A 22,548-nucleotide genomic window follows, 5' to 3' on the forward strand; every position below is an offset into this window, starting at 1 on the left:
AAAGGTCTGCCCATGAAGAAAATTAAAAATTATAGATGGCATATGATTGCACTCGTATGCTTTATTACCGTGATAAATTATTTAGACCGTACGGCATTAGGCATTGCCGCTCCCACAATAATGGAAACAACAGGGATTACCAAAGAGCAATATTCCTGGGTTGTCAGCGCTTTCCAACTCGCTTATACGCTTGGCCAACCCATTATGGGATTCTTTATTGATACCGTAGGATTAAAAATTAGTTTTGCCATCTGCGCCGCTATCTGGGGTCTGGCAACGATGGGACATGCTCTGACCGGGACATGGCAAGGTCTGGCATTTATGCGTAGCATCATGGGATTTAGCGAAGCCTCGGCAATTCCTGCAGGCGTCAAAACGGCTTCCACATGGTTTCCGGCAAAAGAACGTGGTATTGCCACTGGCGTCTTCAACATGGGGACATCTCTGGGGGCAATGCTCGCACCGCCGCTTATCGCCTGGTGCATCATGTTCCATAGCTGGCAATTTGCCTTTATTGTCTCAGGAGCCATGGCTTTATTTGCCGCCATCTTCTGGTTCATTTTCTATAAAGATCCAAAAGACGCCAAAGGATTATCTCAGGAAGAACGCGACTATATTGAATCCGGGCAAGAAAAACATCTTAGCTCGGAAAAAAAGGAGAGAGCTTCAGTTATCTCAATTCTTAAGCAACGTAATTTCTGGGGAATTGGCATTGCGCGTTTCCTGGCAGACCCGGCGTGGGGGACAATTAATTTCTGGGTACCGATATTCTTCGTTGAAACGCTGCATTTCAGCTTAAAAGAGATAGCGATGTTCGTCTGGCTGCCATTTCTTTTAGGTGATTTGGGTTGTCTGGCAAGCGGTTTTGTAGCGAAGTTCTTTAATGACAGGGGTATCAGCCTGATCAACTCTCGTCGTATTACATTCACTATCGCTGCCATCATTATGATGACAATTGGGTTAGTCAGTATTGTTGACAACCCCTACATCGCGGTGGTTCTCATCAGTATTGGTGCCTTCTCTCACCAGTTGCTGTCCACGGTAGCGGCAACATTGGGCGCAGATTTATTTAAAAAAGACGAGGTCGCTACCGTTGTGGGAATGGCCGGCGCATGCGCATGGTCAGGACAGTTGCTGTTTAACCTGTTCATCGGCGCTTTCGTCAGCATCATTGGCTTCGCCCCTTTCTTCGTTGCTCTGGCGTTCTTTGATATTATCGGCGCAATCGCGCTATGGGTATTAATTAAAGAACCAACGGTAACAACTGAAGAGATGCAGTTGGCGACCAACTAACGCTTCTTAATGAGGGCCAGGCACTATAACCTTGTTTATAGTGCCTGTTTATCTTACCGTGCCTGGCTTTTACTCGCCTTATTCACCCACCAGATCCCGGTACACACCAGTACCAACGCAACAACGTATTTCCAGTCCCAAATATTTTCGCCGAGGAAAATAGCCGACAGTACCGTGCCGGAAACGGGGATCAGAAAGTTAAACGGCGCGATCATGCCCACGCGATTATGCTTGAGTAAGATGCTCCATAGTGCAAAAGCGACTGAAGAGAGGAGCGTCAGATAGCCCAGAATCAACACGGATGCAGTGCCATGTACGGCGAGCGTTCCTCCGCTCAAATAGCCGCCAACTAGCAGGGCAATACCACCAAAAGACAACTGCCAGCCGGTCATCACCGTTGGGTCTACCGTCTGCGAAATGCGTTTACCGTAGAGCGTCGCCGCCGACAGAACAAAAGCCGCCAGCACCACAAAGCCATCACCCAGCCAGATAAAACTAAAGTCGCTTAGCGAGTGGTTAAAGTTCACCAGCAACACGCCAGTAAAACCAAGAATACAGCCGAGCGTTTTGTTGTAGCTTAGTTTGTCATTTTGGTAGATAAAATGTGCCAGCAGTACGCTGAAGAAGGTACCGGTGGCGTTCATAATCGACCCTTTGACGCCGGTGGTAAACGCTAATCCAATATAGAAAAAAATATACTGGATGGAGGTTTGCGTCAGCCCCAGCACCACCAGCTGTCCATACTGGCGGCCCTTCAGGCGACTGATAGGTTTATGCTGTAGCAGGGCGAAGAGCAGCAAGAGCATGCCGGCAAATAAAAAACGGTAGCCAGCAAAAACTATCTTTGACGCGATATCATCAGTGGCGATCTGAAACAGTTCATAACCGCTCTTGATCGCAGGGTAGGCGCTTCCCCACAACAAGCAGCAGAGGGTTGCACAGGCATAGGCTACATTCTTACGGGAAAAAATTGAGGGTGCATCCATTCACTTCACCAGAAATAAAATAGTGTTTTATTTTATTATCCAGAAAGTTGCTAAGAATAGCTACCATACAGGGAAAAGATTGGGCAAAGGTAGAAAAGCAAAACGCCGGCACAAGGCCGGCGTCTCGACGCGAGTTGAGTAAAAAATTACTCAGCTACAACGTTAACAACCAGTTTAGCGAAGACTTCGCTGTGAACCTGGAAGTCCACTTCGTGCTCACCGGTGGTGCGCAGAACGCCGTTCGGCAGGCGAACTTCGCTCTTAGCTACGGCAACGCCAGCTGCAGTTACAGCGTCAGCGATGTCGCGGGTACCGATGGAACCGAACAGTTTACCTTCGTCGCCAGATTTAGACGCGATGGTAACGGTGCCCAGTGCGTTGATTGCTTCAGCACGTGCGTTAGCAGCGTTCAGAACGTCAGCCAGTTTGGCTTCCAGTTCAGCACGGCGTGCTTCGAAGAATTCAACGTTTTTCTTGGTAGCAGGAACAGCTTTACCCTGTGGTACCAGGAAGTTACGAGCATAGCCCGCTTTAACGTTAACCTGATCACCCAGGCTACCCAGGTTTGCTACTTTATCAAGCAGAATAACTTGCATTACCTTATCCTCTTAAAGTCGTTAATAGACAGCGGCCGATTACTGATGACGATCGGTATACGGCAGCAGGGACAAGTAGCGAGCGCGCTTGATGCAGCGAGCCAGCTGGCGCTGGTATTTTGCACGAGTACCGGTGATACGGCTCGGGACAATTTTACCGCTTTCGGTAATGTAGTTTTTCAACGTTGCGATGTCTTTGTAATCGATCTCAACAACGCCTTCCGCGGTGAAACGGCAGAACTTGCGACGACGGAAATAACGTGCCATATGGCTAGTCTCCAGAATCTATCAATTCAATCTGCTCGGCATGCAGAACCATTTTGCTCAAGCCGTTCTTTGCCTTGTGGCAAGAAATGAACCCTCGAACGATTACTGCGCTACCGACCGTTATACTGTGAGTAATGGCCTGGTTTTCGTGTCCGCTAATAATAACGGGCATTTGGCACCATGCCTGCCGGTGAAAACCGGCTTCCTCCTGCACTGAACGATGCTCAAGCACGAACTGGCAGTGTGGAATTCCTGACGGGCTGACCTTACGAAGTGGAGTCCTGCAGATTATGCCGGACAGTTCCAGACGATTGGTCATCAGGATTACTCTTCAGAATCCCCAGCTTCGGAATCATCTGCGGTTTCGTTTGCGAAATCTTCGCGACGCTCACGGCGCTCGTCTTTCGCTTTAACCATCGGAGATGCTTCGGTAACTGCGTGCTTAGTACGCATTACCATGCTGCGGATAACGGCGTCGTTGAAGCGGAAGTTAGTTTCCAGCTCATCGATCGCTTCCTGCGGGGCTTCAACGTTCAGCAGAACGTAGTGAGCTTTGTGCAGTTTGTTGATCGGATAAGCCAGCTGACGGCGGCCCCAGTCTTCCAGACGGTGGATCGTACCTTCTGCTGCAGTGATTGCACCAGTGTAACGTTCGATCATACCCGGAACCTGTTCGCTCTGGTCAGGATGGACCATAAAAACGATTTCGTAATGACGCATCGAATTGCTCCTTACGGATTATTCAGCCTCCTGTCTGGGTCAGCCGCGGCCCATGGAGGCAAGGAACGTGATTAAAGGGCGGCTGAAAAATTGACGCGTCATAATACGTGCGTAAGCGGTTTAAGACAAGTGAATTGCGTAGATAATTCGCACTAAGCGCAAAGTCACACTAAACCAGTGATTTAAAATTCATCAATAACGGATGCGACAATTTTTTGAACAACTGCATCAGAAATGGTCGCGATACGCCCGGCAGACAGCTATTACACTTAGATCAGCAGCAATCCATAACCTAAAGGAGCCGGGTTAACGTCAGGACTGTCAGTAAGGAGCGTAGAGTATGAAATATATCCTCATTACCATGATGGCTGCGCTTTTGCTGAGCGCCAACGCGCTGGCCGCCATCAAAATCGATGGGCGTCAGGCACGCAACATGGACGATGTGCAGAGCCTTGGCGTTATCTATATCAACCACAACATGGCCACTGAGCAAGAAGCCGATCGGGCGCTTAGCCAGCAGAGCGATGCCGAGGGAGCGAAATATTTTCAGCCGATCCTGCTCCATGAGCCAGGAAGCAATGGCCTGATTCATGCCAGTGCAGCTATTTACCGTTAACTCCCCGTCTTTTTGACTTCGCCTCCATTGCGGGGCGAAGTCTTAATGCGATTGCGCATTATTTCGCTTCCTGGCTTATCAACAAAATTAAAAAAGGCTCCGGAGCCAGACCGGTTGATTCATCATTACGATGAAAAGCTCCGGAGCACGTACCTTACTTTTGCCCGTAATAGGCGTTTGGCCCATGTTTACGCATAAAGTGTTTGTCCATCAGCCAGCTATCGATGGGCTTTAGTTGCGGGTTAATCGCGCGGGCAATCCACGCCATTCTCGCCACCTCTTCCATCACTACCGCGTTATGCACCGCATCATGCGCATCTTTGCCCCAGGCAAACGGACCGTGCTGATAGACCACGATACCCGGCGTATGCAGAGGTTCAGCCTCGTCCAGCGTTTCGATGATGACGTGCCCGGTGTTCAGCTCATAGGCCTCTTCAACCTCCTGGGCACTTAATGCCCTGGTGCAGGGAATATCGCCAAAGAAGTAGTCCGCATGGGTCGTCCCTAGCGCGGGAATGGCTAACCCCGCCTGCGCCCAGGCCGTTGCATGAGTAGAGTGGGTATGCACCACGCCGCCAAGACTCGGATAGCGACGATACAGCGCCAGATGGGTGGCGGTATCAGAAGAAGGACGGTACTGGCCTTCTACGATATTACCGTCCATATCCACCACCACCATGTCGTCTACCTTCATGGTTTCATAAGCAACGCCGCTGGGTTTGATCGCCACTAGCCCGCGTTCACGGTCGATAGCGCTGACGTTGCCCCAGGTAAAGGTCACCAGCCCGTAGCGCGGTAGATCCATGTTGGCTTCAAAAACCTGCTGTTTGAGCTTTTGCATTACGCCGCCTCCACCAGACCGGCGCTTGCCATGCGCGCCTTCACCCAATCGCGAGCCTTCGCCACTTCGAGCGCAGGGTCGTCAGTGGTCTCACTCCACATCTCAATCAGATACGGCCCGCAATAGCCGCTCTGCTTGAGGGTTTCGAAACAGCGCTCGAAATCGACAATCCCTTCACCAAACGGCACGTTCTTGAATACGCCGGGTTTGGTATCTTTCACATGCACCGCCACGATGTGCCCGATCCCCGCCTGGAGTTCCATCTGCACGTCGTTATCCCACGCCGACAGATTGCCGATATCCGGGTAAAGCTGGAACCATGGATTGTTTAGGTAGTGCGCGTAGCCCAGCGCCTTGCTGATGGAGTTCATCAGCGGATAGTCCATAATTTCCATCGCCAGCGTCACCTGCGCGCGGCTTGCCATCTCGACGCTCTCTTTCAGTCCATCACGAAAGCGACGACGCGTCTCGTTGTTGGCTTCCTGATAGTAAACGTCGTAACCGGCCAGTTGGATCACGCGAATGCCGACGTCCTGGGCGAACTGGATCGCTTTACGCATAATCTCCAGCCCCTGCGCACGTACTGCGTCGTCTTCGCTGCCAAGTGGAAAGCGACGATGTGCGCTCAGGCACATGGACGGAACGCGCACGCCGGTTTCAGCAATCGCGTTGACCAACGCCAGACGCTGCTCGCGGCTCCAGTCGAGACGCGCCAGTCGGGCATCAGTTTCATCCACCGACATTTCGACGAAGTCAAAACCCAGCTTTTTCGCAAGCTTCAGCCGCTCCATCCAGCACTCTCCTGCGGGGAGCGCTTTTTCATAGATGCCGAGCGGAATTTGTTTCGACAGCATAGTTGCTCCTTAGCCCCAAAGCTGGGCAATAGAGCGTTTAAACTGACGCGCGGCTTCAACCGGCGAAGCGGCATCACGAATGCTACGACCAGCGATAAAGACGTGAATTGGAATGCCTTTGAACAACGGCAGATCTTCCAGCGCCAGGCCGCCGGTGACGGTAACCTTAAAGCCCATATCAGACAGGCGCTTGATGGCGCTGATGTCCGCCTCGCCCCACGCCACGCCTGCGGCCTGCGCATCGCGACTGCGGTGATACACGACCTGCCCGATACCCGCGTCGCGCCACTCCTGAGCCTGTTCCCAGGTCCAGTATCCGGTCAGTTCGATCTGCACATCGCCGTTAAACTCTTTCGCCACGTCCAGCGCGCCTTTGGTGGTGTTGATATCCGCACAGCAGATCACGGTCACCCAGTCAGCATTGGCTTCAAAACACATACGGGAGAGAATTTTGCCCGCATCGGCGATTTTGGCATCCGCCAGCACGATTTTATGCGGATACAGCGCTTTCAGGTCGCGAACCGCGCGAACGCCTTCGGCGACGCAAAGAATGGTGCCGACTTCAATAATGTCCACTTCATCAGCAATCAGGCGCGTCGTTTCATACGCAGAAGACATTGATTGGTTATCCAGCGCAACCTGCAACATAGGTAATGACATTTGATATTCCTTTTAAACAGCCGCCGCGGTGGCGTTATCAATTAAATCCAGCACTTCCTGCGCGGTGCGGCAGGCGCGTAAACGGTCGAAGTTGGCTTCATCGTCAAACAGATTAACGATCTGCATGATGCCCACTTCCTGATGAGTGTTGGCATCGACCGCCGCCATCGTTATCAGGATATCGACCGGGTCGTTATCTTCGTGGTTAAAGACCAGCGGCGTTTTCAGCGTCACCAGTGCAAAACCCGTTTTCTTCACGCCCTCTTCCGGGCGCCCGTGCGGCATCGCCAGGCCCGGCGCAATCACAAAGTACGGGCCAAATTGTTCAACTCCATCAAGAATGGCCTGATAGTAACGAGGCTCGACCACGTCAGCCTTAACCAACAGATCAACGCTCAGTTTTACCGCTTCCTGCCAGGTGCTGGCGTCGGCCTGTAAGAGGATCGAGTTATTTTCCGCCAGTGAATCTCGTAATTTCATGGTGCGTCCTTACTTCACGTCCTGCGGGAAATGTTCTTTGATCACTTCCAGCAGCTTCGGACCAAAGTCAGCAGGCGATAGCATGTTGCGTACGCCAACCACATATTTGTTGCCGGAGACGGTGATCTCACCGGCGATATGGGTGGAGGCAATGATGATGTCTGCTCCGCTTAATTCGCTTTTGTATTCACCCACCGCGCAGCTATTCACCGTGTGATCAATATTTGACTGGGTCAAAAACTGGTCCACTTTCATTTTCATGATCATGGAACTGCCTTGCCCGTTGCCACATACAGCCAGGATACGTACGGTCATAGTCAAAACTCCTTATTGAGCAGAAGCATCTGCCAGTTGTTTTTCCGCATCTTCTTCAGCACGCAGCGTGCGTCCTGCGAAGAACATATAAGCCAGTGAAATCAGAATAATAACGGCCATAAATGCGATGCCGACGGAGGCGAAGCCTTGCATCATCGGTGGCGCCAGGATGGACCAGTCCGCCATGCCCATCCAGGCGCTCATGCCCGTCAGCTTCACAGCCCAAACGCAGCCGAAGATCTCTATCATGCCCATCACCAGGCAAATCTTGAGCGCCGCGCGCCAGCCGCCAAAGTGGTTAGCAAACACGCCAATGGTGGCGTTAGAGAAGAACATCGGGATAAAGCCAGGAATGATCAGAATGGAAGAACCGATGCCCACCAGAATACCGACAGCGATCAGTTGACCGATGGTGCCCCACATAAATCCCCAGACCACGGCGTTCGGCGCAAAGCTATAAATCGCCGCGCAGTCGATAGCCAGTACGGCGCCAGGGATCAGACGCTGAGATATACCGTTGAAGGCCTCAGAGAGCTCGGCGACAAACATGCGCACGCCCTGAGTGATGATGAAAATTGCCACCGCGAAAGAGAAGCCGGTTTGCAGGATATAGACCGTCCAGTGGGTTTTACCCGCCATCGCCTGCACCGTGTCAATGCCGAAGGAGAGCAGGATCGCGCCGAAGAAAACCGTCATTACAATGGCCGTGGAAACGATATTGTCGTGGAAGATGTTCAGCCAGCCCGGCAGCTTAAGATCCTCAACGCTCTCTTCTTTTTTCCCCAGATATGGCGCGACTTTATAGGCAATCCACGAAGCGAACTGCTGCTGGTGGCCAATCGAGAAGCCGCAACCGTCGGTCACTTCCTGGGTCGGTTTGTACATCATGTTGGAGGTGATGCCCCAATACAGGGAGACCAGGACCGCCGTGCAAATAATGGTGGTCCACATCGAATAACCAAAGATATAGAACGAAACCGCAATCAGCCCGGCCTGCTGAAACATGATGTGTCCGGTCAGCATGATGGTGCGAATACCGGTAATGCGCCGCAGCAGGACGTAACAGATATTCAGCGCCAGCGCTAACAATACCGCATAGCCGACCCAACTATAGGCATCGCCCATACGCTCAATGGTTGCCATCATGGAAGCGTAGGTATCGGAAATCGCCCCGTTGATGCCGTAAACCTCAGACATCTTCGCGACGACCGGCTTGAAGGTGCTGGTCAAAATGCCGGAACCCGCCTGCAATAACATAAAACCGATAATGGTTTTAATCGTTCCTTTGACAATAACGCTGGCGCTTTTACGCAACAGGATGTAGCCCAGACACGTCACGATACCCAGCAGCAGCGGGGCATTGGTCATGACCTGGTTAAAGAAAACGGTAAAGATGTTGTAGAGAATCTCCATAACACGCTCCAGAAGGTGAAAGCTCTGAACGTACATTACGTCCAGGGTTTGTTGTTGCGATCACTCTAATAATCAAAAATAATCACAACAAGATTATATTTGATTAAATGTGACGCACGCCGCAAATAATTATTCAATCTGTACACGAATTAATTCTCATTTATCAAAACCAAAAATTAACCCATTAAAATCAACATAATAATAAACAACAGAGTCAATAAAGAAAGCCAGGCATCACCTGGGGAGCCCTTTTCCATCCCTGCAAAGCGTAAAATTCAGGATTGCATTCCTGAACAAACGATGGCAGCATTCTTCAAAACAAATCACAATGTGATTACTTTTGACAATATGTGAGGGAAAGCGCAATGAGTAAAGTACAAACCATCACCCGCGAATCATGGATCCTGAACACCTTCCCTGAGTGGGGTAGCTGGCTGAATGAAGAAATTGAACAAGAGCAGGTTGCACCTGGTACCTTTGCCATGTGGTGGTTGGGTTGTACGGGCATCTGGCTGAAATCAGAAGGCGGGGCCAATATCTGTGTCGATTTCTGGTGCGGTACGGGCAAACAAAGCCATGGCAATCCGCTGATGAAAACAGGCCATCAGATGCAGCGCATGGCAGGCGTCAAAAAACTCCAGCCAAATCTGCGCACCACCCCGTTCGTACTCGATCCGTTCGCTATTCGCCAGATTGACGCCGTTCTGTCTACGCACGATCACAACGATCATATCGACGTTAACGTTGCCGCCGCGGTGATGCAGAATTGCGCCGATAACGTACCATTTATCGGCCCGCAAACTTGTGTTGATCTGTGGATCGGCTGGGGCGTGCCGAAAGAGCGCTGCATCGTGATGAAACCGGGCGATGTGGTAAAAGTGAAGGACGTTGAAATCCACGCGCTCGACGCCTTTGACCGTACCGCACTGATTACCCTGCCAGCGGATCAAAAAGCGGCGGGCGTACTGCCGGATGGAATGGATCAGCGTGCGGTGAACTACCTGTTCAAAACGCCGGGCGGCAACCTGTATCACAGCGGCGATTCACACTATTCCAACTACTACGCTAAGCACGGAAACGAACATCAAATTGACGTCGCACTGGGTTCCTACGGCGAGAACCCGCGCGGTATTACCGACAAAATGACCAGCGCTGATATCCTGCGCATGGCTGAGTCGCTGAACACCAAAGTCGTCATCCCGTTCCATCACGATATCTGGTCAAACTTCCAGGCTGACCCGCAGGAAATCCGCGTCTTGTGGGACATGAAGAAAGATCGTCTGAAATACGGCTTCAAGCCTTTCATCTGGCAGGTTGGCGGGAAATTCACCTGGCCGCTGGATAAGGATAATTTCGAGTACCACTATCCACGCGGATTCGACGACTGCTTCACCATGGAACCGGACCTACCGTTTAAGTCCTTCCTGTAACACTTCTCCGGCGAGCGGTAATCGTTGACCGCCCGCCGGAAATTATCCCCGTCGGCATTAGTATTTTCACCTGATTTCAAATATCATCTTTGCTTATCACTTTTAATCGGATTTGCTCATGACGGAAGCGCAAAGACATCAAATTTTACTGGATTTGCTGGCACAAACGGGATTTGTCACCGTGGAGCAGGTGATTTCCCGGCTAGGAATTTCGCCAGCGACGGCACGACGCGATATCAATAAACTCGACGAAAGCGGCAAGCTGAAAAAAGTTCGCAACGGTGCGGAGGCTATCAGTGAGCAGCGCCCGCGCTGGTCACCTATGAATATTCACCAGGCGCAAAACCACGATGAGAAAGTGCGCATTGCGCGCGCGGCTTCGCAGTTGGTTAACCCAGGCGAAAGCATCGTTATCAACTGCGGCTCTACCGCATTCCTGCTGGGCCAGGAACTGTGCGGAAAGCCGGTACAAATCATCACTAACTACCTGCCTCTGGCCAACTATCTGATCGATCAAGAACATGACAGCGTTATCATTATGGGCGGGCAGTATAACCGCAGCCACTCCATCACTCTGAGCCCACAAGGTAGCGATAATAGCCTGTATGCCGGGCACTGGATGTTTACCAGCGGCAAAGGGCTGACCGCCGAAGGGCTCTACAAAACCGATATGCTGACGGCAATGGCGGAGCAAAAAATGCTTAACGTCGTCGGTAAACTCGCGGTGCTGGTCGATAGCAGCAAAGTTGGCGAGCGTGCCGGAATGTTATTCAGCCAGGCTGCACAAATCGACCTGGTGATTACCGGCAGGCAGGCGGATGAAGCGATCCTCAAGCAGCTTGAAGATCAGGGCGTTCAGGTGATTCGCGTTTAAAGATGACGCTGAAAGAACGCCACCGTCGCCGCTAATGCCTCAGGCGTAATGCGGTGACGGACGCCTTTCTGCCAGATACAAGTCAAATTGTCGGCCAGGTCGTTTTGCTGCAATGAGCGCTGAAGGCGGAACGTTTCTCCCGGTGGTACGACATCATCTTCGTCACCGTGCCAAAGCAACAGCGGTCGGCTGGCAAGTGTATCTAGCTGCTCGCTAACATCCCACTCGACCAGTTGTTTTACGCAAAAATCGGGCGACCGGAATAGGTTCTGCGAAAGCGAACTGAAATAGCCAGACCCCATCAGGCAGGCCACGCTTTTCAACTCCGGGTGATGGGTCATAATGCCCAGCGCCGTCATTCCGCCCATTGATGCTCCGGCAACCGCCAGTCTATCGTCAGCAAGCCATCCCTGTTCGCGAATCGCCTCCCGCAGCGCCGGGAATTCAACAAAATTCTGCATCAGGATCGGCCAAAACCGCTGCATCCTGCCTTGTTCATCGCCGACATAGCGCGCACCGTGTTCTGCAGCATCTGGCATTATCACCCGAAACCCGGCTTCTGCTAACGCGACAGCAAAATAGCTGTAGACCAGCTTAGAAGAAGTGAAACCATGATAAAAGACGATACACGGCAACGGTTTATTGGCCGCGTTCTGTGGATATGCATGCAGAATCTCCCCGCCCGCAAGGCTACGCATTTCTAGTGCAATCATTTATCGTCTCCTTTCTCTATAGTGATGTTGTGTTATTGAGCACGAAACTCGTTCGCGCATGATTCATAATGTTGAGAACCCGGTTACGCTTTCAGAATATTTTCATTCGAAAATCGCGTCCGAGATAACAATTTGGGAACATTCCCCGGAAATGACATTCAGGCTACCACTACACTATGACTATCAGGAAACGAGATATGGTTATGCGTAGGTTTACACCATGGTTACTGGCTATCGTCTTGACTGGCTGTAGTGCCTTACAAGGAACGCCAGAAGCACCACCGCCCGCAACCGACCATCCGCAAGAGATCCAGCGTAACCAGACGACGGGTCTACAAAAGATGGGCACGGTGAGCGTATTAATGTACGGCTCACCGATGGATGTAGAAGCTGCGTTAAAGGTCAAAGCAGAGAAAGCGAAAGCAGATTACTACGTCATCATCATGATTGATGACACGATGGTTCCCGGCCAGTGGTATTCGCAAGCGATTCTCTACCGTAAATAGCGGTTAATCTTTAAACGAGCTTTACACTGCTTTGCGCCCATTCACGTTTTCCTGTGCATAATAACGTTCGGCCAGCTGTAACCTGGCAGGACGTTAGCAACGGACTGCCCTCAGGACTACGTAAAATGGAGCTGACGATGAAACGATCTTTTACCCTACCCAGCCTAATGCTGACCTCGGCAACGGCCAATACCTCCGCGCAGTCAGCGGAATTTGCCAGTGCGGATTGCGTAACGGGCCTCAATGAAATTGGCCTGATTTGCGTTAACAACATCTCCGGTAGCCAGCAGGATGTTGAGCATGCCATCGCCGTACAGGCCGATGAGCAAGGTGCATCCTGGTATCGCATCGTCCAGATGTATGAAGAGCAACAGCCGGATAACTGGCGGGTGCAGGCCATTCTTTATGCCTGAATGTGCTAGCATGCGTTCGTGTTTCATTTCTCATGGCAGGAAGTCATGTTTACCCAGGGACGAAAGATCATTTGGTTGCTGCTGGCGTTAGCGCTATTCGCCGGACTGACCAGAATTGCCTTCTATGAAGGCTGGCTCCGCTTTAATTACCCTTCTCGTCAAACGTTCCCAATCCAGGGAATTGATGTTTCCCACCACCAGCAATCCATTGACTGGGCGCAGCTCAAACAACAAAACATTCAATTCGCCTTTATCAAAGCAACGGAAGGCGAGAGCTTTAAAGATAGCGCTTTTGATGCCAACTGGCGTAATGCCCGGAAGCAGGGAATCATCACCGGCGCCTACCATTTTTTTACTTTTTGTAAATCCGGTATTGCGCAGGCGGGCAACTTTATCGCCACTGTGCCCGTCAGCCCTCACGCGCTGCCGCCGGTGCTGGATCTGGAATACGGAGGTAACTGTATGCCTCAGAGCCACCAACAAATCGTTGCTGAAGTGCGGGCCATGACCGCCATGCTGGAGACGGTTTATCAGCAAAAAGTCATTCTTTATGCCACCCGCGAATTTTATGACGACCACCTACAGAATGAATTTAACGATAATCCGTTGTGGATCCGTGATATCTGGCGCCAGCCCAGGCTGGAAAGTTCGCGCCAATGGGTCTTCTGGCAGTTCGCTAATCGTGGTCGCCTTGCTGGAATAGACGCCTTTGTGGATTTGAATGTGTTTCAGGGCAGCGACGAGCAATTTACCGCCCTGCTCCATCCCTAGAAGGCACCGCCGGTCGCCCGGCTCAATACTTCGCTTAGCATCGGCTCGCTAAGCAACAAGCCGCCGCGCGCGTCGAGCATCATACGACACCAGGCTTCAGCCGTCGGTGGTGAAGCATAGCGCAATACCTGCGCGCCCACGCCTAACATATAGACCAGTTGGGTTATCTCCCTGGCCTGCCCTTCCGCTGGTCGCCGTAACCACTGTTGCAATTGCCGCCATGAGCGATCGAAATGACGATTTTGCCCTTTCACTTCCGCACATTCCGCCGCCAGAAGTTCCAGCGCCGCCGGTTGCTTCGTCAGAACGCGTATCACGTCCAGACACATGATATTGCCAGAGCCTTCCCAGATGCTATTGACCGGCATTTCGCGATATAAGCGCGGTAGTTCACTCTCTTCACAGTAACCAGCACCACCCAAGACCTCCATCGCCTCCGCGACAAACGGAATCCCGGATTTGCAGATAGCAAACTTCGCTGCAGGAGTGAACAACCTTGCCCATAGCGCTTCCTGCACATCATCACGCTTATCCCACGCGCGCGCGAGGCGGAACAAAAAGGCGGTTTGCCCCTCAAGCCGCAATGCCATTTGCCCCAGAACCTGGCGCATCATTGGCTGGTCGACCAGATTTTTTCCAAATGCCTGACGTTGCAGCGCATGGTACAGCGCCACTGAATAGGCCCGGCGCATCAACGCGTGACTGCCCAACGCGCAATCGAAGCGGGTCATACCGCCCATTTTGAGGATTTGCCGGACGCCATCCCCCTCTTCCCCAACCAGCCAACCGCAGGCATCAAAAAACTCGACTTCGCTACTGGCATTCGCACGGTTACCTAATTTGTCTTTCAGTCTTTCCAGACGAATACCGTTACGTTGTCCGTCAGGTAACAGACGCGGGACAAAAAAACAGGAAAGACCCGCGGGTGCCTGAGCTAATATCAGATGGGCATCGCTTTGCGGTACTGAGAAAAACCATTTGTGCCCAACCAGATGATAAAAGCCTCCGGCCGTTTTTTCTGCCCGGGTGGCATTGCTCAATACATCAGACCCACCCTGCTTTTCGGTCATTCCCATCCCAATAAGCAGCCCGCGTTTCTGGTTACCCGGCACAAGATGCGGATCGTAACGATCGCTCAATAATGGCGATAACCAGTCGCTAAATAGTGTCGGCAGCGAACGCTGCAATAGCGGAGTGGCGGCGAAGGTCATGGTGATGGGGCATAGGGTTCCTGCTTCCACCTGCGCATGCAGGATAAAGCGAGCAGCGCGGGCAACGAAGGAACCATCACGAGCCTCTTTCTGCCAGGCAAGATTATGGACCTGGTTAGCACACAACCCCTGCATCAGCAGATGCCATGCGGGATGGAAGCGCACATCATCAAGGCGTGAGCCTGTTGCGTCGTAACGCAAAAGCTCCGGCGGATTGCTGTTTGCCAGACGACCAAGCTCCAAAGATTCTGCGGTTCCCAGCTGCTGACCGATACTCGCCAGCAGGTCACCGTCCCAGCCAGCGCCTTCGCGCACCACCGCTTCACGCAAAGCGGTATCTGACAGGAATAAGTTGCTGTTACAAAGTGGGGTGGGCTGATTGAATACGGTGTGAGTTTGCCAGTGCATTGTGTTTCCCTCCTTCAATGGCGTTGCCATTAAGTATGGTCACGCTGGGCAAACCCGCTCGCGAAAGGAGTCACAAAAAACCATCCCGAAGGATGGTTCTGGTATTTAGCTTATGGCTACGGCGCTTAACTGCGCTGGCGCACCGCTTCAAACAGACAAATCCCGGTCGCGACAGACACGTTCAGCGACGAAACGCTGCCGGCCATCGGAATACTGATTAACTCATCGCAGTGTTCGCGGGTCAGACGGCGCATACCTTCGCCTTCCGCGCCCATCACCAGCGCCATCGGACCGGTCATCTTGCTCTGGAACAGAGTGTGGTCGGCTTCGCCAGCGGTACCCACGATCCAGACGTTCTCTTCCTGCAGCAGTCGCATGGTACGCGCGAGGTTAGTCACGCGGATAAGCGGAACGTTTTCTGCCGCCCCGCAGGCGACTTTTTTCGCCGTCGCATTGAGCTGCGCGGAGCGATCTCTCGGCACAATCACCGCGTGCACGCCAGCGGCATCGGCACTACGTAAGCAGGCGCCGAGGTTATGTGGATCGGTCACACCGTCGAGGATCAAAAGGAACGGTTGATCGAGAGAAGCGATCAGATCCGGCAGATCGTTCTCCTGATACTGGCGCCCAGGCTTCACGCGAGCAATAATCCCCTGATGAACAGCACCTTCGCTTTTCTCATCAAGATACTGGCGGTTGGCAACCTGAATCACCACTCCCTGAGCCTCCAGGGCATGGATCAGCGGCAGCAAGCGCTTATCCTCACGGCCTTTCAGAATAAAGACTTCCTGAAAACGCTCAGGAGCGCGTTCCAGCAGTGCCTGCACCGCGTGGATGCCGTAAATCATTTCACTCATTTATGTACTCGTTTTAGGTTCTGTTAGCCGTTCCCTTCACCCAGACGTTCTCCGCTACATTAGACGGAATCAGGATGAAGGGAATCCAATCACTCAGCGATTTTCTTTTTCGCCGCGCGCTTGGCTTTGGTCGCCGCAGCGATCTTTTGGGTTTTCACCGACGGTTTCTTCGCTTTTTTCTCGCCTTTTGGCTGAGCAGCCTTCGGTTGAGATTTGCCTTTCTCTTTGCGGAATGCGCTATCTGGCTCAAAGTTCACTTGCTTTCCTGCCTGACGGCGACGCCCGGAGGATTTGCCAGCGGAACCCTTTTTCGCCTTCTCTCGCTCGGTTTTACCCACGTTGCGCGGAGCGCGCTCGCTGGAGATAAGCGAGAAATCAATCTTGCGCTCGTCCATGTTGACTGCTTCAACGCGCACTTCTACGCGATCGCCCAGACGGTAGGTTTGGCCGCCGGACTCGCCGATCAGCCGCTGACCCACCTGGTCGAAACGATAGTAGTCATTATCGAGCGAAGAGACGTGCACCAGACCATCAATAAACAGCTCATCCAGACGCACGAAGAAACCAAAACCGGTCACGCTGGCGATCACGCCTTTGAAGACGTTACCCACCTGATCCAACATGAAATCACACTTCAACCAGTCCGACACATCGCGGGTAGCTTCGTCAGCACGGCGCTCCGTCATCGAACAGTGAGCTCCCAGTTGCAGCATCTCTTCCATGCTGTAGTGCCAGCCACCGGTCTCAGTGCTATTGCCTTTATGCCCCTGCTCTTTCGCCAGCAGATACTTGATAGCGCGATGCAGAGAGAGATCCGGATAACGACGAATCGGCGAAGTGAAGTGAGCGTAAGATTGCAGCGCAAGGCCAAAGTGACCGCGATTTTCCGGGTCGTACACCGCCTGTTTCATCGACCGCAGCAGCATGGTTTGCAGCATTTCTGCATCTGGTCGATCGGCGATCGACGTCAGCAGTTCGGCATAATCACGCGGCTCCGGCTTATTACCGCCAGGCAGTTCAAGTCCAAGCTCAGCAAGAACTGAACGGAATGCGGTGATCGCCTCCGTGCTCGGCTTATCGTGAATACGGAACAGCGCCGGTTCTTCAGCTTTCTCCACAAAGCGCGCAGCGGAAATGTTCGCCAGAATCATGCACTCTTCAATCAGCTTATGTGCGTCGTTACGCTGAGTTTGCTCGATGCGCTCAATGCGGCGTTCAGCATTGAAGATGAATTTAGCTTCTTCACTCTCAAATGAGATGCCGCCGCGCTCTTCACGAGCAACATCCAGCACTTTGTAGAGGTTATGGAGCTCTTCAATATGCTTAACCAGCGGCGCATACTGCTCACGCAGGTCCTGATCGCCCTGCAGCATATGCCAGACTTTGGTGTAGGTCAGACGAGCATGGGAACTCATCACCGCTTCGTAGAATTTGAAGCCGGTCAGACGGCCTTTTGATGAAATCGTCATCTCGCAAACCATACAGAGCCTGTCGACCTGAGGATTCAGCGAGCACAGACCGTTGGAAAGCACTTCCGGCAGCATCGGGACGACCTGAGATGGGAAGTAGACCGAGGTACCACGGCTGCGTGCTTCACCATCCAGCGGCGTGCCGGGACGCACGTAGTAGCTCACATCGGCAATGGCCACCCACAGACGCCAGCCGCCGCCGCGTTTCTTCTCACAGTATACGGCGTCATCAAAGTCGCGAGCATCTTCGCCATCAATGGTGACCAGCGGCAGATTACGTAAATCAACACGTCCAGCCTTCGCCTCTTCCGGCACCTGTTCTTTCAGACTTGAAACCTGTTTTTCCACCTCCGGCGGCCAGACATGGGGGATTTCATGGGTACGCAGGGCCATATCGACCGCCATTCCGGTTCCCATGTTATCGCCCAGCACTTCGACGATTTTACCCACCGCTTTGGTGCGGCGGGTCGGGCGCTGGGTGAGCTCAACCACGACCACAAACCCCATGCGCGCACCCATCACTGCTTCCGGCGGAATCAGGATGTCGAAGCTTAGGCGGCTGTCATCGGGAACAACAAAGCCCACACCCGCCTCGGTAAAGTAGCGGCCGACGATCTGCCCGGTTTTTGGTACCAGGACACGAACGATACGAGCCTCCCGGCGGCCTTTACGGTCCGCACCCAGAGGCTGTGCCAGCACCTGATCGCCATGAATACAGGTTTTCATCTGTTCAGATGATAAATAAAGATCATCTTTACGGCCTTCGACGCGCAGGAAGCCATAGCCATCGCGATGACCGATAACGATGCCTTTCAGCAGATCGAGACGCTCAGGCAGCGCATAGCACTGGCGACGAGTGAAGACCAGTTGACCATCACGTTCCATTGCGCGCAGTCGACGGCGCAATGCTTCTTGTTGTTCTTCGCCTTCGATATTCAGCTCTATTGCCAGCTCATCACGGCTGGCCGGTTTTTCGCGTTTTGCTAAATGATCGAGGATGAATTCCCGGCTTGGGATTGGATTGGCGTACTTTTCAGTTTCGCGGTCCAGGAAAGGATCTTGTGACATGTCGGTTCCTCCGTTGTCATCTCCAGTGAAGTTTACGTCACTCCACCAGTAATAATTTATAAAGTGGTTGATTCTTTTCAACCAAATCGGCCAACGTGTAGTTATCTAGTTCCTTAAGAAAACTTTGTGTGGCTTCTGCAAGCGCCTGCTTCAGGCGGCAGGCGGGCGTAATATGGCAAAATTCGCTGCTGCAATTGACCAACGATAACGGCTCCAAATCGCGGACAACATCGCCGACTCGAATCGTGTTTGCCGGTTTGCCAAGGCGAATTCCGCCGTTCTTTCCCCGTACTGCCGTGACGTAGCCGACACGACTTAACTGATTGATTATTTTTACCATATGATTACGAGAGACACCGTAAACCTCCGTGACTTCGGAGATACTGGTCATCCTTCCATCCGGCAACGACGCCATATATATCAGCGCACGTAATCCGTAATCAGTGAAACTCGTTAACTGCACAATCAACCTCAGGGAAAAGAAAAACAGGGTATGTCGATAGACGTAATTACTATTGATGATAAACCAGCCAGCGCTCAGGCCGCTAATTTATTTAAATGGGGCGGGCGAACAGCAAAAACAAGAGGCGCCTGAACGGCGCCCCTGGGGATAATTATGCGTCGAACGGGTCGCGCAGAATCATCGTCTCGGTACGGTCAGGACCGGTAGAGATGATATCAACCGGTACGCCGGTGAGTTCTTCAATGCGCGCGATATAGTTCAGCGCTGCCTGCGGCAGGCCGCTGCGCTCTTTCACGCCGAAGGTGGTTTCAGACCAACCTGGCATTGTTTCATAAATCGGTTCAATACCTTCCCAGTTGTCAGCAGCCAGCGGAGTGGTGGTCACTTCACGGCCATCCGGCATACGGTAAGCTACGCAGATTTTAACTTCTTTCAGGCCGTCCAGGACGTCCAGTTTAGTCAGGCAGAAGCCAGACAGGGAGTTAATCTGCACCGCACGGCGCACCGCAACGGCGTCAAGCCAACCGGTACGACGACGACGGCCGGTAGTAGCGCCGAACTCGTTACCCTGTTTGCACAGGAACTCGCCGATGTCATCAAACAGTTCAGTCGGGAATGGACCCGCGCCTACACGAGTAGAATAGGCTTTGATGATACCCAGAACGTAATCAACATAACGTGGGCCCAGGCCGGAACCGGTGGCCACGCCACCTGCGGTGGTGTTGGAAGAGGTTACGTACGGGTAGGTACCGTGGTCAATATCCAGCAGCGTACCCTGCGCACCTTCGAACATCACAAAGTCGCCACGTTGACGCGCCTGATCCAAAAGATCGGAGACATCAACAACCATGGCTGTCAGGATGTCGGCAATCGCCATTACATCATCCAGGACTTTCTGGTAGTCAACCGCTTCAACTTTGTAGAAATTCACCAACTGGAAGTTGTGATATTCCATCACTTCTTTCAGTTTGTCAGCGAAGGTTGCTTTATCAAACAGGTCACCAACGCGCAGACCGCGGCGAGCGACTTTATCTTCATAAGCCGGGCCGATACCGCGACCGGTAGTACCGATAGCTTTCGCGCCACGAGCTTTCTCACGCGCAACATCCAGCGCAACGTGATAATCGAGGATAAGCGGACAGGCTTCAGACAGCAGCAGACGCTCACGGACAGGGATACCACGGTCTTCCAGTCCTTTCATCTCTTTCATCAGCGCAGCAGGAGACAGCACGACACCGTTACCGATGATGCTGGTAACATTCTCGCGAAGAATACCTGATGGAATGAGATGGAGGACGGTTTTTTCACCGTTGATTACGAGAGTATGGCCTGCGTTGTGACCACCCTGGTAGCGCACAACATATTTAGCCCGTTCAGTCAGGAGATCGACGATCTTCCCTTTACCTTCGTCACCCCATTGGGTGCCCAGTACGACGACGTTGTTACCCATTTTTCAAAATCACCGTTTGCTTAAAAATGGATTCTACCATCGCTTTTTCAGAGTTACAGCACTTTTTGCACTCAAGATACGGTAAATTAGGCTACTTGTTAATCAGCCAATCGTTTTCCTCAACATGTAGTAGATCACGATACCGGCAACCACAAGACCCCCACCAAAACGGCGCAATAAATTATCCGGCAACTGACTCATCGTGGCGACCATTCGCCGCCATGCCCGTGGGTAAAGTAATGGCCCGAGTCCTTCAAGTACTAAAACCAGCGCCAGTGCCAACCAGATTGTTGAGTTCATTATTCACCTTTATATAAATATCGCGCTGTGTAGTACCAGTGGTTTATCAATGTTGTGTTTACTCTCACTTCATATTGTCCGGTATTTCCTCTTTATTATGAACTTATTTTATGAAACAAAATTCATAACCCATTGTATTGCAGGTTATTTTTAAAATTGCAAGTATGCCCGTGCGTATCAACTTTGGATACGAGCATAAAATAATTAGGATGATTATTATGAGAGAATTAACTGCAATCGAAATCGACGCGGTAAGCGGCGCAGGCTGGCTACAAGATGGACTGGCATCACTGGGGAGTAAAACAGGTGCTGCAGTATGGTCGCTCGGCAGTAATCTGAGCATTGATTTACCTATTCTGGGCACGGTAAACCTTGCAACCATCGCGCCGGGCCTGGGCGAAACGATCGGTAATACGATTGGTTCAACTATCGGTGGAACGATTGAAAGCACTCTGGCAAGCGTACCTGTGATCGGTGGCCTGCTGAATAAACTGCTGGGCAACTAAATTCACGCTCAGTTGTAAAAAAGGCGCCTTAACAGGCGCCTTTTTGCTTACAGAATCACTTATCAGTGGGTGGTCGCCGCAGGTGATTTCATATAGCGGAAGAAATCACTATCCGGGCTGAGAACCATCACATCCTGATTGCTCTGGAAGCTATTCTCGTAAGCACGCAGGCTACGGATAAAGGCATAGAAACCCGGATCCTGGCTGAATGCATCAGCAAACAGCTTCGCTGCTTCAGCATCACCCTCACCACGCATGATACGTCCCTGGCGCTCAGATTCTGCCAACGTTTTGGTGACTTCATAGTCCGCAGTCGCACGCAGTTTTTCAGCTTCTTCCTGACCCTGCGAACGGTGACGACGAGCTACTGCTTCACGCTCAGCGCGCATACGGTTATAGATCGCTTCAGAAACTTCAGCAGGAAGGTTGATCTGTTTGATTCGTACGTCGACAACTTCAATACCCAGTGCCGCCATACTATTCGGGTTGATCACCTTCACCTTACCGTTAGTTTCTGCTTCAACACGCTCTGCCGCTTTGGCAATCGCATCATCAGCAGCCGGGGTGCTGACTTCATCTTCTGTGCCTGCAGAACCAGAGTTCAGCGCATCACGCACTTCCAGAGTCAAACGACCACGTGAGTCCGTTACGATGTCTTTCACATCCAGACGCCCAATTTCAGAACGCAGACGGTCAGAGAATTTACGCTTCAGCAGAACCTCAGCCTGGGAGACGTCGCCGCCGCCAGTTGCCAGATAGTAACGACTGAAGTCGCTGATACGCCACTTGATGTACGAATCAACGATCAGGTCTTTCTTCTCTTTGGTCACAAAGCGATCGGCCTGGTTATCCATGGTCTGGATACGCGCATCCAGCATTTTCACTGATTCAATGAACGGGATCTTAAAGTGCAGGCCCGGCTCATAGACCAGTGGTTTGTTTTCATCGTCGCGCAGAACTTTACCAAAGCGCAGGCTAATACCGCGCTCGCCTTCTTTAACAACAAAGACGGACATGTAGAGCACCACCAGCACGATGACAATTATCGCGATAACAGATTTACGCATC

27 protein-coding genes are annotated in these 22,548 nt (G+C 52.1%); 8 read left to right on the top strand and 19 right to left on the bottom strand.

The window, feature by feature from the left end; genetic code table 11:
• Positions 1 to 12 precede the first annotated feature (12 nt).
• Positions 13 to 1,293, top strand: a complete 1,281-nt coding sequence (locus ACMYSL_RS26370; RefSeq protein ID WP_112216190.1) for an MFS transporter — start codon at positions 13 to 15, stop codon at positions 1,291 to 1,293.
• 53 nt (positions 1,294 to 1,346) lie between these two features.
• Here ACMYSL_RS26370 and ACMYSL_RS26375 read toward each other — a convergent pair whose 3' ends face one another.
• From ACMYSL_RS26375 to rpsF, 5 genes are all read right to left on the bottom strand, one after another.
• A complete protein-coding gene (locus ACMYSL_RS26375; RefSeq protein ID WP_182235742.1) occupies positions 1,347 to 2,279 on the bottom strand; it encodes a DMT family transporter in 933 nt (310 codons plus the stop codon).
• A 146-nt stretch (positions 2,280 to 2,425) separates the two neighbouring features.
• The gene (gene rplI, locus ACMYSL_RS26380) at positions 2,426 to 2,875 is read right to left on the bottom strand and encodes a 50S ribosomal protein L9 (protein WP_110274450.1); all 450 of its coding nucleotides are present in this window, start codon (positions 2,873 to 2,875) and stop codon (positions 2,426 to 2,428) included.
• 39 nt (positions 2,876 to 2,914) lie between these two features.
• Complete coding sequence (gene rpsR / locus ACMYSL_RS26385; RefSeq protein WP_002210155.1) at positions 2,915 to 3,142, bottom strand: 30S ribosomal protein S18; 228 nt, start codon at positions 3,140 to 3,142, stop codon at positions 2,915 to 2,917.
• 4 nt (positions 3,143 to 3,146) lie between these two features.
• A complete protein-coding gene (gene priB, locus ACMYSL_RS26390; protein WP_110274451.1) occupies positions 3,147 to 3,461 on the bottom strand; it encodes a primosomal replication protein N in 315 nt (104 codons plus the stop codon).
• A gap of 5 nt (positions 3,462 to 3,466) precedes the next feature.
• Entirely contained in the window at positions 3,467 to 3,862 is a 396-nt protein-coding gene (gene rpsF / locus ACMYSL_RS26395) for a 30S ribosomal protein S6 (protein WP_004098001.1), read from the bottom strand.
• 340 nt (positions 3,863 to 4,202) lie between these two features.
• On the opposite strand from rpsF, the gene ACMYSL_RS26400 reads away from it, so the two are divergent.
• The gene (locus ACMYSL_RS26400) at positions 4,203 to 4,478 is read left to right on the top strand and encodes a DUF1471 domain-containing protein (RefSeq protein ID WP_181483908.1); all 276 of its coding nucleotides are present in this window, start codon (positions 4,203 to 4,205) and stop codon (positions 4,476 to 4,478) included.
• 154 nt (positions 4,479 to 4,632) lie between these two features.
• On the opposite strand, the gene ACMYSL_RS26405 is transcribed toward ACMYSL_RS26400, so the two are convergent.
• From ACMYSL_RS26405 to ulaA, 6 genes are read right to left on the bottom strand one after another with little or no spacing between them, the layout of a single operon-like run.
• Positions 4,633 to 5,319 (bottom strand): L-ribulose-5-phosphate 4-epimerase, encoded by a 687-nt coding sequence (locus ACMYSL_RS26405; RefSeq protein ID WP_434660495.1) that lies wholly within the window; start codon positions 5,317 to 5,319, stop codon positions 4,633 to 4,635.
• Positions 5,319 to 6,173 carry an L-ribulose-5-phosphate 3-epimerase UlaE gene (gene ulaE / locus ACMYSL_RS26410; RefSeq protein ID WP_434660497.1) on the bottom strand — a complete coding sequence of 285 codons (855 nt, stop codon included), beginning with the start codon at positions 6,171 to 6,173 and terminating at the stop codon, positions 5,319 to 5,321. The genes ACMYSL_RS26405 and ulaE overlap by 1 nt, the downstream gene beginning before the upstream one ends.
• Positions 6,174 to 6,182: 9 nt before the next feature.
• The gene (ulaD, locus tag ACMYSL_RS26415) at positions 6,183 to 6,833 is read right to left on the bottom strand and encodes a 3-keto-L-gulonate-6-phosphate decarboxylase UlaD (RefSeq protein WP_110274456.1); all 651 of its coding nucleotides are present in this window, start codon (positions 6,831 to 6,833) and stop codon (positions 6,183 to 6,185) included.
• A 12-nt stretch (positions 6,834 to 6,845) separates the two neighbouring features.
• Complete coding sequence (ulaC, locus tag ACMYSL_RS26420) at positions 6,846 to 7,313, bottom strand: PTS ascorbate transporter subunit IIA (RefSeq protein WP_110274457.1); 468 nt, start codon at positions 7,311 to 7,313, stop codon at positions 6,846 to 6,848.
• Positions 7,314 to 7,322: 9 nt separating this feature from the next.
• Complete coding sequence (gene ulaB, locus ACMYSL_RS26425) at positions 7,323 to 7,628, bottom strand: PTS ascorbate transporter subunit IIB (RefSeq protein ID WP_045439008.1); 306 nt, start codon at positions 7,626 to 7,628, stop codon at positions 7,323 to 7,325.
• A 12-nt stretch (positions 7,629 to 7,640) separates the two neighbouring features.
• Entirely contained in the window at positions 7,641 to 9,041 is a 1,401-nt protein-coding gene (gene ulaA / locus ACMYSL_RS26430) for a PTS ascorbate transporter subunit IIC (protein WP_434660498.1), read from the bottom strand.
• A gap of 365 nt (positions 9,042 to 9,406) precedes the next feature.
• Here ulaA and ulaG point away from each other — a divergent pair, with 365 nt between their 5' ends.
• Together ulaG and ulaR are read left to right on the top strand one after the other, a co-directional pair.
• Positions 9,407 to 10,471, top strand: a complete 1,065-nt coding sequence (ulaG, locus tag ACMYSL_RS26435) for an L-ascorbate 6-phosphate lactonase (protein ID WP_182235735.1) — start codon at positions 9,407 to 9,409, stop codon at positions 10,469 to 10,471.
• A 118-nt stretch (positions 10,472 to 10,589) separates the two neighbouring features.
• Positions 10,590 to 11,345: an HTH-type transcriptional regulator UlaR gene (ulaR, locus tag ACMYSL_RS26440; protein WP_142514473.1), complete on the top strand. Its 756-nt coding sequence runs from the start codon at positions 10,590 to 10,592 to the stop codon at positions 11,343 to 11,345.
• Here the strand turns inward: ulaR and yjfP are convergent.
• On the bottom strand, positions 11,342 to 12,058 hold the full coding sequence (yjfP, locus tag ACMYSL_RS26445; RefSeq protein ID WP_434660499.1) for an esterase: 717 nt from the start codon (positions 12,056 to 12,058) through the stop codon (positions 11,342 to 11,344). The two genes, ulaR and yjfP, sit on opposite strands and share 4 nt — an antisense overlap.
• A 197-nt stretch (positions 12,059 to 12,255) precedes the next feature.
• On the opposite strand from yjfP, the gene bsmA reads away from it, so the two are divergent.
• From bsmA to ACMYSL_RS26460, 3 genes are all read left to right on the top strand, one after another.
• On the top strand, positions 12,256 to 12,564 hold the full coding sequence (gene bsmA, locus ACMYSL_RS26450; RefSeq protein ID WP_220022289.1) for a biofilm peroxide resistance protein BsmA: 309 nt from the start codon (positions 12,256 to 12,258) through the stop codon (positions 12,562 to 12,564).
• A gap of 137 nt (positions 12,565 to 12,701) precedes the next feature.
• Entirely contained in the window at positions 12,702 to 12,977 is a 276-nt protein-coding gene (gene yjfN / locus ACMYSL_RS26455) for a DUF1471 family protease activator YjfN (RefSeq protein WP_181421806.1), read from the top strand.
• 45 nt (positions 12,978 to 13,022) lie between these two features.
• On the top strand, positions 13,023 to 13,748 hold the full coding sequence (locus ACMYSL_RS26460) for a glycoside hydrolase family 25 protein (protein ID WP_434660500.1): 726 nt from the start codon (positions 13,023 to 13,025) through the stop codon (positions 13,746 to 13,748).
• Here ACMYSL_RS26460 and ACMYSL_RS26465 read toward each other — a convergent pair.
• The 6 genes from ACMYSL_RS26465 to ACMYSL_RS26490 form a co-directional block, all read right to left on the bottom strand.
• Positions 13,745 to 15,367: an isovaleryl-CoA dehydrogenase gene (locus ACMYSL_RS26465; RefSeq protein WP_434660501.1), complete on the bottom strand. Its 1,623-nt coding sequence runs from the start codon at positions 15,365 to 15,367 to the stop codon at positions 13,745 to 13,747. The genes ACMYSL_RS26460 and ACMYSL_RS26465 overlap by 4 nt on opposite strands.
• Positions 15,368 to 15,492: 125 nt before the next feature.
• A complete protein-coding gene (gene rlmB / locus ACMYSL_RS26470; protein ID WP_304255345.1) occupies positions 15,493 to 16,224 on the bottom strand; it encodes a 23S rRNA (guanosine(2251)-2'-O)-methyltransferase RlmB in 732 nt (243 codons plus the stop codon).
• An 89-nt stretch (positions 16,225 to 16,313) separates the two neighbouring features.
• A complete protein-coding gene (gene rnr, locus ACMYSL_RS26475; protein ID WP_434660502.1) occupies positions 16,314 to 18,761 on the bottom strand; it encodes a ribonuclease R in 2,448 nt (815 codons plus the stop codon).
• 37 nt (positions 18,762 to 18,798) lie between these two features.
• A complete protein-coding gene (gene nsrR / locus ACMYSL_RS26480; RefSeq protein WP_110274468.1) occupies positions 18,799 to 19,224 on the bottom strand; it encodes a nitric oxide-sensing transcriptional repressor NsrR in 426 nt (141 codons plus the stop codon).
• Positions 19,225 to 19,375: 151 nt separating this feature from the next.
• Positions 19,376 to 20,674 (bottom strand): adenylosuccinate synthase, encoded by a 1,299-nt coding sequence (locus ACMYSL_RS26485; protein ID WP_110274469.1) that lies wholly within the window; start codon positions 20,672 to 20,674, stop codon positions 19,376 to 19,378.
• A gap of 102 nt (positions 20,675 to 20,776) precedes the next feature.
• Positions 20,777 to 20,974 (bottom strand): DUF2065 domain-containing protein, encoded by a 198-nt coding sequence (locus tag ACMYSL_RS26490; protein ID WP_004097978.1) that lies wholly within the window; start codon positions 20,972 to 20,974, stop codon positions 20,777 to 20,779.
• Between the two features lie 218 nt (positions 20,975 to 21,192).
• Between ACMYSL_RS26490 and ACMYSL_RS26495 the strand changes: the two genes are divergently transcribed.
• Positions 21,193 to 21,480 carry a hypothetical protein gene (locus tag ACMYSL_RS26495; RefSeq protein WP_434660503.1) on the top strand — a complete coding sequence of 96 codons (288 nt, stop codon included), beginning with the start codon at positions 21,193 to 21,195 and terminating at the stop codon, positions 21,478 to 21,480.
• 62 nt (positions 21,481 to 21,542) lie between these two features.
• Here the strand turns inward: ACMYSL_RS26495 and hflC are convergent, their stop codons facing one another.
• Positions 21,543 to 22,547: a protease modulator HflC gene (hflC, locus tag ACMYSL_RS26500; RefSeq protein ID WP_181483922.1), complete on the bottom strand. Its 1,005-nt coding sequence runs from the start codon at positions 22,545 to 22,547 to the stop codon at positions 21,543 to 21,545.
• Position 22,548 lies beyond the last annotated feature (1 nt).

It is taken from the genome of Klebsiella sp. MISC125, assembly GCF_051131775.1.
Taxonomy (GTDB): domain Bacteria; phylum Pseudomonadota; class Gammaproteobacteria; order Enterobacterales; family Enterobacteriaceae; genus Klebsiella.